This window comes from Desulfosarcina widdelii (genome assembly GCF_009688965.1).
Lineage (GTDB): Bacteria > Desulfobacterota > Desulfobacteria > Desulfobacterales > Desulfosarcinaceae > Desulfosarcina > Desulfosarcina widdelii.
The window spans coordinates 1,984,696-1,996,931 of the sequence record NZ_AP021875.1 but is presented as its reverse complement, the minus strand read 5'-3'; the positions used below and the strand labels follow the sequence as shown (position 1 = coordinate 1,996,931).

Annotated in this window: 12 protein-coding genes; 2 read left to right on the top strand and 10 right to left on the bottom strand. The window is 59.5% G+C overall.

The window, feature by feature from the left end; genetic code table 11:
* Nucleotides 1-44: 44 nt before the first annotated feature.
* The 10 genes from GN111_RS09370 to mltG form a co-directional block, all read right to left on the bottom strand.
* The gene (locus GN111_RS09370; RefSeq protein WP_155303509.1) at nt 45-827 is read right to left on the bottom strand and encodes a dihydropteroate synthase; all 783 of its coding nucleotides are present in this window, start codon (nt 825-827) and stop codon (nt 45-47) included.
* Complete coding sequence (locus GN111_RS09365; RefSeq protein ID WP_155303508.1) at nt 824-2,068, bottom strand: peptidase U32 family protein; 1,245 nt, start codon at nt 2,066-2,068, stop codon at nt 824-826. Before GN111_RS09365 ends, GN111_RS09370 begins: the two co-directional genes overlap by 4 nt.
* Complete coding sequence (gene cbiR / locus GN111_RS09360) at nt 2,069-2,908, bottom strand: cobamide remodeling phosphodiesterase CbiR (RefSeq protein ID WP_155303507.1); 840 nt, start codon at nt 2,906-2,908, stop codon at nt 2,069-2,071.
* Nucleotides 2,909-3,093: 185 nt separating this feature from the next.
* Nucleotides 3,094-4,056 (bottom strand): adenosylcobinamide-phosphate synthase CbiB, encoded by a 963-nt coding sequence (gene cbiB, locus GN111_RS09355; RefSeq protein ID WP_155303506.1) that lies wholly within the window; start codon nt 4,054-4,056, stop codon nt 3,094-3,096.
* The gene (locus tag GN111_RS09350; protein ID WP_155303505.1) at nt 4,046-5,155 is read right to left on the bottom strand and encodes a pyridoxal phosphate-dependent aminotransferase; all 1,110 of its coding nucleotides are present in this window, start codon (nt 5,153-5,155) and stop codon (nt 4,046-4,048) included. The genes cbiB and GN111_RS09350 overlap by 11 nt, the downstream gene beginning before the upstream one ends.
* Nucleotides 5,152-5,880, bottom strand: coding sequence for an adenosylcobinamide-GDP ribazoletransferase (gene cobS, locus GN111_RS09345; protein WP_155303504.1), 729 nt, complete (start codon nt 5,878-5,880; stop codon nt 5,152-5,154). The genes GN111_RS09350 and cobS overlap by 4 nt, the downstream gene beginning before the upstream one ends.
* Nucleotides 5,877-6,440 (bottom strand): bifunctional adenosylcobinamide kinase/adenosylcobinamide-phosphate guanylyltransferase, encoded by a 564-nt coding sequence (gene cobU / locus GN111_RS09340; protein WP_155303503.1) that lies wholly within the window; start codon nt 6,438-6,440, stop codon nt 5,877-5,879. Before cobU ends, cobS begins: the two co-directional genes overlap by 4 nt.
* A 302-nt stretch (nt 6,441-6,742) precedes the next feature.
* Nucleotides 6,743-8,269, bottom strand: a complete 1,527-nt coding sequence (locus GN111_RS09335; RefSeq protein ID WP_155303502.1) for a cobyric acid synthase — start codon at nt 8,267-8,269, stop codon at nt 6,743-6,745.
* A 173-nt stretch (nt 8,270-8,442) separates the two neighbouring features.
* The gene (locus GN111_RS09330; protein ID WP_231715705.1) at nt 8,443-8,958 is read right to left on the bottom strand and encodes a cob(I)yrinic acid a,c-diamide adenosyltransferase; all 516 of its coding nucleotides are present in this window, start codon (nt 8,956-8,958) and stop codon (nt 8,443-8,445) included.
* 2 nt (nt 8,959-8,960) lie between these two features.
* Nucleotides 8,961-9,977, bottom strand: a complete 1,017-nt coding sequence (gene mltG, locus GN111_RS33865) for an endolytic transglycosylase MltG (RefSeq protein ID WP_155303500.1) — start codon at nt 9,975-9,977, stop codon at nt 8,961-8,963.
* Nucleotides 9,978-10,152: 175 nt separating this feature from the next.
* Here mltG and GN111_RS09320 point away from each other — a divergent pair, with 175 nt between their 5' ends.
* Together GN111_RS09320 and GN111_RS09315 are read left to right on the top strand one after the other, a co-directional pair.
* Nucleotides 10,153-11,319, top strand: coding sequence for a radical SAM protein (locus GN111_RS09320; RefSeq protein WP_155303499.1), 1,167 nt, complete (start codon nt 10,153-10,155; stop codon nt 11,317-11,319).
* A gap of 307 nt (nt 11,320-11,626) precedes the next feature.
* Complete coding sequence (locus tag GN111_RS09315) at nt 11,627-12,154, top strand: hypothetical protein (protein WP_155303498.1); 528 nt, start codon at nt 11,627-11,629, stop codon at nt 12,152-12,154.
* Nucleotides 12,155-12,236: the final 82 nt, after the last annotated feature.

Genomic DNA, 12,236 nt, shown 5'->3' with positions numbered 1-12,236 from the left:
GATTTGCCTACCCATCCAATATTTCCAATTGGCGGGGCCTATCCTCACCGCCAGGAAAAGATGCTTTCAGCGGTAATGTTGCGGCAGGCTTCGATGGTGCGCATGAGATCCGGGTCGAGGACGTTCATCAGGATGAGGTCGGTTCCGGCGGCGGCCAGCATGGGCAAAAAGGCCTGCTGGTAGCGTTTGCGGGCTGCGGCATCGGGGGCGCCGGTGGTCAGGTTGGACAGGCCGGCCATGGTCCGAACGGGCGTTCCCAGCAGATCGGGCAGGGTTCGGATGGTTTCCAACACCGCCATGTTCTGGCGGTTGCCGTCCTGCCAGGTTAGAGGCGCCACGATGGGATCGAAGATCAGCCGGTCCGGAGTGATGCCGGCTTTCTCGCATTCGGCGAATAGCTGCACGGCGGCCTCCATGCGTCCGGCGGCGTCTGCCGGCACGTGGCCGTCGGGACGCAGGAGATAGGCAACCAGGTCGGCGTCCGTCTGTCGGGCCAGGGGCAGGATGCGCTTCAACTTCTCAGGTTCCAGGGAGACCCCGTTGATGGTCGCCCGGCCGTTGCAGGCCGTCAGTCCCGCGGCCATGGCATCGGGGTTGGTGGTATCCAACACCAGTGGCAGATCGACGCACGACTTTACGCTGCGAACCAGGAAGGTCATTTTCTCGGCGGGGTTGCGGGTGAGGGGGCCGCTGTTGATATCCATGGCCCGGGCGCCTGCAGCCTTGCAGGCTTCGGCCAACTGCCGGATCGGCTCCGGATCCAGCAGGTCCACGGCTTTGCCAATGTTCGGCAGGGTGATTCGCAGGTTGTCCGCAACGACGATCATGAGCCTTTTGTTTCCTCTTCTTCCTCCGGGCGGCGGATCAGGTCCATCGGCTCGGGAGGCGTATCGAGATGGACAATCACCTCTGCTCCCGGTTGGGCCAGGGGCCGGGAAATGCCGTATTCGTCCGTAATTTTTCGGATCACGTCCCGCCGGGCGGCGACGCCGGGAGAGAGAACATCAACCTGCTCGCCGACAACGATTTTGTTTTTTACCCGCACCCTCACGCCGCCATGGGCCGCCGGCCCGATCACCTGGGCCACGAAGCGGTAGCCGGGAAGGACAAGGTTGTCCAGATTGGCCGCGGTCTGGTCCGGATCACCGAAATAAAAACCGGTGCAGTATCCCCGGTGGCTGATGGCTGCCAATTCGGTCAGCCAGTGCTCCTGCACCCGAAAGGCTTGCGGATCGCTGTACCAGGCATCGATGGCCTCGCGATAGACTTTGACCACCCCGGCCAGGTAGTGAACGCTTTTCATGCGTCCTTCGATCTTGAAGGAACGGATGCCGGCATTGATCAGCGCAGGCAGATGTTCGATCATGCACAAATCCCGTGAGTTGAAAAGATAGGCGCCCCGAGAGTCCTCGGCGATGGGAAAATGTTTACCGGGCCGAGTCTGTTCCATGACGGTGTAGTGGAAGCGGCAGGGCTGGCTGCACATGCCGCGGTTGCTGTCCCGCTGGGTGAGATAGCTGGACAGCAGGCAGCGTCCCGAGTAGGCCATGCACATGGCCCCGTGGACAAAGGCCTCCACCTCCATGCCGCTGCGGGAAACCATCTGCCGGATCTCCTCAAGGCTCAGTTCCCGGGCAGCGTTGACCCGCACCGCGCCGAGTTCCTTCCAAAATGCCGCCGTGGCGCTGCTGGTGGTGTTGGCCTGGGTGCTCACATGCAAAGGGGTCTGCGGCAACTGCCGCCGCGCCTGGACAAAGATGCCGGGATCGGCGACGATCAGGGCATCCGGTTCAACGGTTTTCAGAAAATATAGATAGTCGGTGATGGCCTGCTCCTCGCTGTCCCGCGGGTAGACGTTCACCGCCACGTACATGCGTACGTTATGTTCACGGGTCAGCCGTCGGGCCGCCAGCATTTCATCCGGCGAGAAATTTGCCGAGAAATTTCTCAGGCTGAAGGCCTTGCCGGCCAGGTAGACCGCATCGGCGCCATAGTGAATGGCGATTTCCAGCTTCTCCGGCGTACCGGCCGGCGCCAGCAGTTCCACTTTTTGTGTGCTCTGGGCCATTTACATCCCTTTGTTCGCTGTCCTGGACCAGCCCTCAGCCAGGCAGGCCAGCGAGGCGTTCAACCGTGGGTAGGAGTAATTCTCTATGACCACCACCTTTTTAAGCGCCTGCAGAAGCCCAAGAACCGTTCTCATTCGCTCGTCGGACAGTCTGTCCAGGGCCAGATGATCCTCGCTTCCGTCAACCCCGTGAAGATGGATGACGGTGATGCGGTCTTTCCAGTTTTCATAAAAAGCCTGAAGATCTTCACCGTGCACCAGAAGGTGGCCCATGTCCATGCAGACGGAAAGGTCCATGGCCTCGATGACAGGTGCCGCCCATTCCAGGGGGTAGTCCAGGGTTTCCACGGAGATTTTCCCTGGTGACGTCTTTTGCGGCAGCATGCGCTCCAGGCTTTCGAGCAGGTATTGACGCCAACGCTCAACCGGCAGATTCTCGGTGCCGGCGGGATTGCGTTCCAGGTGCAGCGTGAACGTGGAGGGAGAGAGAACCTGACAGCGTTCCATGATCGTATGAATGGCTACCACGGCCCGCCGGCGTTCGTCCGGGTCGGGGTGGCCGGGATAGATATCCGAGGGCAGATGAATATGGTAGGCAATGTCGTGGCTGGCAGCCAGATCCGAAAGTTCCTGTATTAACGCCGGCGTGGGAAGGCTTCGGGGCTCGCTTTCGAAAAAGAGCAGTTGAATCTCGTCCACGAAGGGGGCCAAGCGGCACACATTCTCTTCGTATCCCGCCGGATAGACAAAGGATGGGCAGGCAACGGGAAAGGGGAACCGGTTTTTGCAGACGGTGGTCAATGGGGGAAAAAAATGCTTTGGGTTGCCTTGGTTGGGCATGGCGTGCTTTCCTTTCAAATCACAAATGACAAGCACCAAATTTCAAATAAATTCCAAAAAACAATCATCAAATCTCAAACGGGCAAAACACCGATGACTTGGAATTTGAGATTTGGAAATTGGGATTTGTTTGAGATTTGGATTTTGTGATTTGAGTATTGATTTCCGGATTCCTAATTACGTTGTTAGCAAAATCCTGCCAACAGCAAAACCGCCACCGCGGCGGCCATGAAAACCAGCATCGCCGTGGCCAGCATCAACCGGCAGGCCCGACGGATATGAACCGGCCGGGCGTCGGCAAGGCCTTTACCGATAACCGGTTTGTCCACCAACCGACCGTGGTAAAAATTGGGGCCGCCCATCCACAGCCCCAGTGCGCCGGCAAAGGCGGCCTCGGGATAGCCGGCATTGGGGCTGGCATGGGCGCGCCCGTCACGCCAGGCGGTGGACAAGGCGATTCGTCCCGTCCTGTCGATCGACTGGGCGGTCAGGGCGATGAACAGGGGGCTGATGCGGGCGGGCAGATAGTTGGCCACGTCGTCCAGACGGGCGGCAAAACGGCCGAAAAGCAGGTAGCGGTCGTTTTTGTACCCGATCATGGAATCCAGGGTGTTGATCATCTTGTAGGCCATGGCCAGCGGGCCGCCCCCCAGTACGAAAAAGAACAGGGGGGATACGAATCCGTCAACCAGGTTCTCGGCCACGGTTTCCACCGCTGCCCGGGTTACGGCGGTTTCGTCCAGACGATCCGTTTCCCGGCCCACGATCATGGACACGGCTCGGCGGCCGGCGGCCAGGCCTTTTTCCGAAAGGGCCTTGGCCACCGCCAGGGCGGCGTCTCGAAGGTCGCGAGCCGAGATGCAGGTATAGATCATCAGCGTCTGGACAACGACGGCGGCTACGGGATGCAGCTTCGCGGCCAGAGCGACCAGCAGCAGGCATCCGATCCATACGGCCAGAACCAGGCCGGCGGCCATCAGTGCTCCGGAGTAAAGGACTGAGAGATTCAGCCGCCGGAAACGGGGTTCCAGGACATTGATGGCCTTGCCCATCCAGCGCACGGGATGGGGCAGCCACAGCGGATCGCCCAGCAACAGGTCCAGCACCACGGCAACGGTCAAGGCCAGGACCAATGCTTCAGTTCCCATGGACCTTCCTTTGGATATGGTGGTCGTGGAACAGCTCGATCAGCAGGTCGGCGGCCCGCCGGTTTTCGTCCTCGCTTTTCATGGAGATGCGGATGAATTCGTCGGACAGGCCGGTAAAATTGGCGCAGTCCCGGATCAGGATGCGTTGGGTGGCCATATGTTCCCATACCGCGGCCGCCTTGAGCCCCCGGGGCAGATGCATGAGAATAAAGGAGGTGGCCGAAGGGAAACATCGGACACCATTCTTCTGATGGATACTTTCTTCTATTCGTCCTTTCTCGTGTTCTATCATGGTTCGGGTGGCGGCCAGAAACGGTTCCACGGCATCCGGGTGGGTCATTAGCCACTGGACGGCAACCTGGGCCAGGCTGTTGACCGACCAGGGCAGGGCAAAGGCGTTGAGTTTTTCCAGCAGGTTTGCCGGCGCCTTGACAAAACCGATGCGCAGGCCGGGGATCCTGAATGCCTTGGACATGGAGTTGAGCACCATGAGGTTGGGCAGGTCCGAGCCAATCAGGGTGACTTCTTCCGGATGTGGTGCAAAGGGCAGATAGGATTCGTCGACGACGAAAACCGTGCCGGGAAGGGCGCGGCACAAGTCGGCAATCGCTTCTCTGGCGACCATCGCACCGGTGGGATTATTGGGATTGCACAAAAAGACCAGACCGGCTGAAGCCGCCGACCGGCAAACGGCATCCATGTCGGGGATGAAATCGTCTGCTTCCCGGCAGATCAAATGCTCGCAGGCCACCCCGTGCATGGCGCAGGCGTCCTGGTAGTCCGCATAGGTGGGACCGATCACCAGGGTTTTTTTGACGCCAAAGGCCCGGGGAATGCGGTAGATCAACTGGGTGGTGCCGTTGCCCGCCGTCACGGTTGCCGGATCGATGCCATGGTAATCGGCAAAAGCCCTAACCATGGTTCCGGCGTCCACTTCGGGCAGGGAGGCCATGGCCGGCAGGCATTCTCTCAAATGCTCGACCAGCTCAGGCATGGGGCCTAAAGGGTTGACATTGGCGCTCATGTCGCAGATATCGGACGGCTCGCAGTTCAGGCGCCGGGCCAACTGGTAGATGTTGCCGCCGTGGCCGCCGATCATGGGGCTCCTCTCACACACACCGCCAGGAAGAGAGCGGCTTCCAGAACCTCGGTCATGGCGCCGAGCAGGTCGCCGGTGATGCCGCCGAGTTTGCGGCGGTACAGGATGATCAGACCGGCCGTACCCAGGACGAAAACCAGGTTGAGCAGCAGGCCGCGCCACCCGAGAAACAGGGAGAGCACCACCGGCACGGCGACGAAGATGAAATCCCTGGCCGCCAAGGGCGTTTCGAAAAAGGGGCTGCCGGTACCCTCCCTACCCCGGGCGTAGGGCAGAAAATGGATGCCGAAAATCATTGCCGAGCGCGCGTATGCCGGGACCAGGACCAAGGCCAGGAAGCGGGCGTGATCCACATGGCCCAGCGCCGCGCTCTTGGTCAGCAGAACACAGGCAACGGCCACCAGCCCCATGGCACCCACCCGGCTGTCCTTCATAATGGCCAGGGCTTTTTCGCGTTCGCGGCGTCCGTAAAGACCGTCGGCCATGTCGGCCAGCCCGTCCAGGTGCAAGGCCCCGGTGACGGCGGCCAGCAGCACCGTGTCCAGAACGCCGGCCACCGGTGGCGCCCAGAAGGCAACGAAGATTCGGTCGCAGATGGCCAGCACCAGGCCGATGGCCAGACCGGCCAGGGGGAAGGCGGCGATGATGCCCTTTGGATCGAAGGGGCGCGGTCTTCCCAACGGAAGGGCGCTGATGAACTGGAGCGAGGCGATCAGCGCATTCATGGGGCGCACTCCTGAGGAGAAGGCTTGATGGTCACGGGAATACCGGCTACGGTCCACACCACCCGGTCGCATACGGCGGCCATGGCCTGATTGGTCCATCCGGCCAGATCCCGGTAGTGCCTGGCCAGCCGGTTTTCGGGAACGATGCCGGCACCCACCTCGTTGGAAACCAGGATCACCCCGCAGGCCGCCGAACCCACGGCTTGGGCCAGGTCGCGGATCGATTCTTTTATTCGGGCCTCATCATCGTTTTCCATGAGCAGGTTGCTCAACCACAGGGTCAGGCAGTCCACCAGCATCACATCGGCCGACGATCCGGTCTTGCGGATGGTACCGGCCAGATCCAGGGGAACTTCCCGGGTGGTCCAACTGTCACCGCGTTCATGCCGATGAAGGTCCACCCGGCGCTGCATCTCCTTGTCATGGGGCACGCAGGTCGCCACGAAGATACGGCGCGGCCCCATGTTCTCGGCCAGTTGCAGGGCTTGAGAACTTTTGCCGCTGCGGCAGCCGCCGAGGATGAGAATTTTAGAATTGTTAGAGATTTTAGATTTGATCATTGCAATTGATTTAAAACTCGCCTTTTGAATATTGAACTTTGATGGTTTCGTAATAGGTATCAAGTCCCATTTTTTCGTCATTCCGGCGGAGGCCGGAATCCAGTCTTGTAAATATGTCCTGGATACCGGATCAAGTCCGGTATGACGAGTCTGGCCCTTTTTACAAGTCCATCAACTTTAACTGATGCAAAGTACTCCAATGCGTCGTAGGAGCGGCGTCCCCGCAGCGATGGGGCCGGAACATATCGCGGGGAGGACGCCGCTTCCACGTTTTGCGGTTTCATCGAAGTCGGTATTGGTATTTACGCCCAATCGATACCCATAAGCGCAGCAATCCGATCCACATCGATATGCCGCCGAAAATGCTCGGCCAGCAGGGTATACTGCTCCTGTTTGGCGGCCAGTCCACCGGTGGCCGGTACATCGATGCCTTTCAGGCCCACTGCCTCAAGCCACCGGCGGATCAGATCCGGTGTGTCGAACAGGCCGTGGACATAGGTACCCATGGCCCGCCGGTCGTCCGTCAGGCAACCGTCGGCGTCATCCACCGCCTTTCCGTTGCGCTCGGCGATGCACAGCAGGTCCCGCCCTTTTTGCCGGCGGGTTTGGCCCATGTGAATTTCATAGCCGGTGCCTTCGATGCCGTCCCAGGAAAAGCGGGTCAGCGTTGTGGTCTTAGGCGCCTGGAGGACGGTTTCCACAGGTAGCAGACCGAGCCCGGGAGTCTCGCCCGGCGGACCTTCCAGACCGTCGGGATCATGAACCCTTGTTCCCATCATCTGATAGCCGCCGCAAATCCCGGTAACGTGGCCGCCTTCGGCATAGAAGGCGTCCAGGCGGGACTGCCATCCACTGGTTTTCAACCAGTTCAAATCAAAGCGGGTGTTTTTGGATCCGGGCAGGATCACAGCCGCAAAGGCCGATAGATCCTGGGGTGTCTCCAAAAAATGAAGCTGCAGGCCATTAATGTCCGCCAACGGGTCGAAATCGCTGAAATTGGAGATGTGGGGAATGCGGATGACGGCCACGGCCGGTTTTCCGTCCCTATCGGGGGAGACCGAGCGAGGACGTTCGATGACCACCGAATCTTCCGGATCGATGCGGATGTGATCGTACCAGGGCAGCACCCCGAAAACCGGCCGGCCGGTTTTCTCTTCGATCCAGGAAACGCCGTCGGCGAACAGCCGTTGATCGCCCCGGAAGCGGTTGACGATGAATCCGGCCACCCGGTCTCGATAGTTTCGGGGCAGGCATTCCAGGGTGCCGACCAGTTGCGCGAAAATTCCGCCGCGGTGGATGTCTCCCACCAGTATCACCGGTGCGTCGGCGTGTTCCGCCACGGAGAAATTGACGATGTCGTGGTCCATGAGATTGACTTCCGCGCAGGAGCCGGCGCCTTCCATGACGATCAGGTCGTATCGTCGGCGCAGCCGATCCAGGGCCGCGTTGGCGGCTTGAACCAGACGGGTCTTTTCCCGGTGGTAGGCCATGGCCGTCTGGTTGCCGATGGCCTCGCCCAGGAGCACCACCTGGGAACCCACGTCGCTGGTGGGTTTGAGCAGGATGGGGTTCATGTCCACGTGGGGGGCGATGCCGGCCGCCTCGGCCTGGACGATCTGGGCCCGGCCCATCTCCAGCCCTTCGGGCGTGACACCGGAGTTGTTGGACATGTTCTGGGCTTTATAAGGCGCCACCCGTACACCCCGGTCGGCGAACACCCGGCACAGGGCTGCGCCGATGACGCTTTTGCCTACATCCGATCCGGTGCCGAAGACGGCGAGGCAGGGGGCTGTATAATTCTGATTGTTACCGGGTGAGTCCAAGTGCATGGTATCTATTTTTCGTATGCGTTCACGGGATTGAAATGCCAAATGTGCTGCAACTGCCTAACCTGTAAGCGTTCACAGGGTACCGCATCTGCTTTTTTCCCGGGCACTGATATGGTTGACCAAACCGTCTGCGTGCCCGGCGCCTCACATCTGCGGCACCCTGTGAACGCTTATTATTTTTCTATCCCGACCCGTGCCGGCACCCCAGCCTCATAATAATGTTTGACGGCTTTCATCTCGGTGACCAGATCGGCCTTTTCGATGACGCGGGGATCGGCGTTGCGGCCGGTGATCACCAGTTCCACATTTTCCGGTTTTCCGGCCATGATATCCAGGATCTCATCGACGGCAAACAAGCCGCAGGCGGCGGCCACATTGCCTTCTTCCATGATCACCACCTGGTAATCACCAGAATCCAGGGCGCTGCGGATCGCCTGCAGTCCTTTTCGGGCGGCGGCCACATCTTCCGGTGCAGGCTTCCCTTTGATAAACCGGCCCCGGCCGAACTGCTCAATGGTGATCGTCTCCGCAAAGCGGGCCAGGGCCTTGATTTCGCTGTAGTCGCCGGATTTGATGAACTGGGCGATGTAAACCCTGAGGCCGGCACCGGCCGCCCGCAGGGCCAGTCCTAACGAGGCGGTGGTTTTGCCCTTACCGTCGCCGGTGTAGATTTGAACGTAGCCTTTCATGATCAGCGCTTTTTCCTCCGCAACTGGTATTTTCTCACGGCAGCTTTGTGTTCTTGGTGCGTTTTCGAGAAGTGATGGGTGCCGTCTTTTTTCGAAACGAAGTAGAGGTAGTCCGACTGGGCCGGATAGAGGGCTGCTTCGATGGCCAGAGTACCCGGGCTGGCAATGGGGCCGGGGGGCAGTCCCTTTATTTTGTATGTGTTGTACGGCGTGTAGGTTTCCAGATGCCGCCGCTTGATGTTGCCGTCAAAATCGGGGATGCCGTAAATCACGGTGGGGTCGGTCTCCAGGCGCATGCCCTTTTTCAAGCGATTGTGAAACACCGAGGCGATCAGGGGGCGCTCTTCGGGAGCGCCGGTCTCTTTTTCGATGATCGAGGCCAGGGTGACCACTTCGTGAACGCTCAGTCCCAATGCCTCGGCCCGCTGGCGCCATTCGGGCCGGAAAGCGGCTTCGAACTGCTTGACCATGGTGGCGATGATGGTGGCGCTGTCCAATCCCCGGGGAAAATAGTAGGTGTCGGGGAACAGGTAGCCCTCAACGGTTTTGGCCTGGATATTCAGCGATTCGGCCGTTTTCGGATCGCGGGCCGTCTTCAGAAAGTCCGCTTCCGTAGAAAGGCCGGCTGCGGCCACCGTGGCCGCGATCTGAACCATGTTGAACCCTTCCGGGATGGTGACCCGGTACAGGTGAACCCTGCCTTCCACCATCTGGCCCAGGATCTCGTTGGGTGTCATGGCAGGCGAGAAGATGTACTCTCCGGCCTTGATCTGTTTGTCCTGCTTGTTGAGTCGGGCCAGGATGGTGAAACGCAGGGCGTCGGAAACGAGCCCTTCCTGTCGCAGCGCATCAGCGGTTTTTCCCAACCCCTGTCCCGGAGCGACGGTAAACAGCTTTTCCGCGGCATTTGTTTGCGCCGGCCGATCCGCCCAGGACATCAGGTGCATGTAGAACAGCCCGGCTGTGCAGATGGCCACAAAGACCAGGGCAAAAAGGATAAAAAGCAGTTTTCTGAACATTCACCAACACTTCCTATGGGTCATCATTCCAAAAAAGCTACCATAAGGCATGCTGTCGATGGTTGTCAAAGGAGAATGAAGGTCAATCTTTGACATGATGGCAATGGAGTTCCATTTTATTGGATGGCAAGGTATACAGGAAAACGCATCGCTATGGTACAGGAGAATGATCGTTATGACACCGAAAACCGAAAAACGGGAGCGCTACCACGGTTTCGAGCAGGGCCCCATACGACCGCCCAGCGAGGCGCGCAGCCTGCTGATCCGGGTGACCCGCAACTGTCCCTGGAACCGCTGCGCCTTCTGTCCAGTTTACAAAGGGACGCGGTTTTCCGTTCGACCCGAAGACCATGTCATCGCAGACATCGATGACGTCCACCACCATGTGGACCGTCTGAGGAAGCTTGCCGACGGGCAGGGGCGGATTTCCCACCAGGAAATCGAATTGCACGCTCAAAACCTGGCCGAACACGACCAGCAGGCGTTTGCCGCGGCATTCAACTGGTTCGCCGGCGGCATGACCTCCATTTTTCTCCAGGACGCCAACAGTCTGGTCATCAGGCCCGACAGCCTGATCCGAATTCTGCGCCACATTCGATCCCGTTTTTCCTGGGTCGAGCGCATCACCTCTTACGCGCGCTCCCACACCGTGGCCCGCATCAGCGATGACCATTTAAAGGCGATGCGCGAAGCCGGCCTAAACCGGATTCACATCGGCCTGGAGTCCGGTTCGGATGCTGTCCTCAAGCAGATGCGCAAAGGGGTGGACAAATCGACCCAGATCAAAGCCGGCAGAAAGGCGAAAAAGGCCGGAATGGAACTGTCCGAATACGTCATGCCGGGCCTGGGGGGGCGCGACCTTTCCCGCGACCATGCCCTTGAAACCGCCGACGCCTTGAACCAGATCAAGCCGGATTTCATCCGCCTGCGCACCCTGGCCATCCCCGGCGGGATCCCCCTGGCCGAGCTGCAGCGTTCCGGACAATTTATCAAACTCAACGATCTCGAAATGGTCCGCGAGATCCGCCTGTTTATCGAGACCCTCGACGGCATCGAAAGCATGATCGTCAGCGACCACATCCTCAACCTGTTCGAAGAGGTGCAAGGCCGTCTGCCCGATGCCAAACCGGGCATCCTGGCCGTGCTGGACGGCTTTCTGGCCCTGGACCCCAAGGACCAGTGCCTGTTCCAGGTGGGGCGGCGCCTGGGTATCTTCAGCCGGGTGGCCGACCTGGAAAGCCCGAAGCGGCGGGCCAAGGTCGATGCCTTTTGCCGGCAGTATGGCATCGGGCCGGAGAATGTGGACCAGATGATTGACGAAATAATGAAACGCTTCATCTAATGCCGATAAAAATTGGCATCTGGCGGCCCAGGCCGGCGTTCTCACTCGGCTGAAATCCTCGACGTAGCGCTGCTACGCCTCCGGTTTCAACCTCGCTGCGGCCTTGGCCTGAACCTCCAGCTACCCATTTTCAACGGCATTGACATTACCGTTTCGACCGGGCACTGGTAGAAAAATGAGGATTTTCCCATTTCTTGACCAAGGTTGTGAAAACGTTCCGTCGCCCTTAGGGAGAGGGACAGGGTGAGGGGGAAGTAAAGCGAAGTTGGTTTAGCGTATTTGCTTTGCGCCTTAAAAAGAGAACCCCATGGGACTCGACTACAGCTTCAGGGCCGCCAAAAAGAAGATCGACCGACTGGAAGCCGATGAACGGGCCAGGCTGCTGGAGATCTGCAAAGAAATCCGGCGCGCCGAGCAGGCCCTGAGCGAAAAGGCAGTCCCCCTGCTGCAAGCGTGCGTGGACCGGTGCCAGGGGCTGTGTTGCCGCAACATTCGCCCGGCCGATATCGTCACCGAGTGGGATCTGGTCTACATTCTGGCCATGGTGCCGCAGCTCGAACCGGCCATTGCCGCCTGCCTCTCCAGCGAAGACTTTTTCCCTTCCGACTGCATTTTTCTTGCAAACGGTGTCGGGCCTTGCCTTTTTCCTGACGACCTGCGGCCGGAACGCTGCATCATCTCCTTTTGCCGGGTCGAGCCCTCCATCGAAAAAGAGATCGGCCGGGTCATGGGCGGTTTCAGCCGCCTGATCCGCTTTTTCAAATTCCGGCCGCTGCGCCGCATTGCGAAGCGGATCGTCCCGGCCATTTGCCGCCATCGACCGGTCAACCGGTAAGCGTGCATCAACAGCATCGCTTCAGGCCTCATGTTTTTTTCCGTTGACAATCCCGCCTGTGAGGCCTATATATTCCAAAAAA

What these genes read in the sequence shown, in the direction of transcription:
- GN111_RS09370 (WP_155303509.1), bottom strand. Translation starts at nt 827, where the DNA reads ATGATCGTCGTTGCGGACAACCTGCGAATCACCCTGCCGAACATTGGC.
- GN111_RS09365 (WP_155303508.1), bottom strand. Translation starts at nt 2,068, where the DNA reads ATGGCCCAGAGCACACAAAAAGTGGAACTGCTGGCGCCGGCCGGTACG.
- cbiR (WP_155303507.1), bottom strand. Translation starts at nt 2,908, where the DNA reads ATGCCCAACCAAGGCAACCCAAAGCATTTTTTTCCCCCATTGACCACC.
- cbiB (WP_155303506.1), bottom strand. Translation starts at nt 4,056, where the DNA reads ATGGGAACTGAAGCATTGGTCCTGGCCTTGACCGTTGCCGTGGTGCTG.
- GN111_RS09350 (WP_155303505.1), bottom strand. Translation starts at nt 5,155, where the DNA reads ATGATCGGCGGCCACGGCGGCAACATCTACCAGTTGGCCCGGCGCCTG.
- cobS (WP_155303504.1), bottom strand. Translation starts at nt 5,880, where the DNA reads ATGAATGCGCTGATCGCCTCGCTCCAGTTCATCAGCGCCCTTCCGTTG.
- cobU (WP_155303503.1), bottom strand. Translation starts at nt 6,440, where the DNA reads ATGATCAAATCTAAAATCTCTAACAATTCTAAAATTCTCATCCTCGGC.
- GN111_RS09335 (WP_155303502.1), bottom strand. Translation starts at nt 8,269, where the DNA reads ATGCACTTGGACTCACCCGGTAACAATCAGAATTATACAGCCCCCTGC.
- GN111_RS09330 (WP_231715705.1), bottom strand. Translation starts at nt 8,958, where the DNA reads ATGAAAGGCTACGTTCAAATCTACACCGGCGACGGTAAGGGCAAAACC.
- mltG (WP_155303500.1), bottom strand. Translation starts at nt 9,977, where the DNA reads ATGTTCAGAAAACTGCTTTTTATCCTTTTTGCCCTGGTCTTTGTGGCC.
- GN111_RS09320 (WP_155303499.1), top strand. Translation starts at nt 10,153, where the DNA reads ATGACACCGAAAACCGAAAAACGGGAGCGCTACCACGGTTTCGAGCAG.
- GN111_RS09315 (WP_155303498.1), top strand. Translation starts at nt 11,627, where the DNA reads ATGGGACTCGACTACAGCTTCAGGGCCGCCAAAAAGAAGATCGACCGA.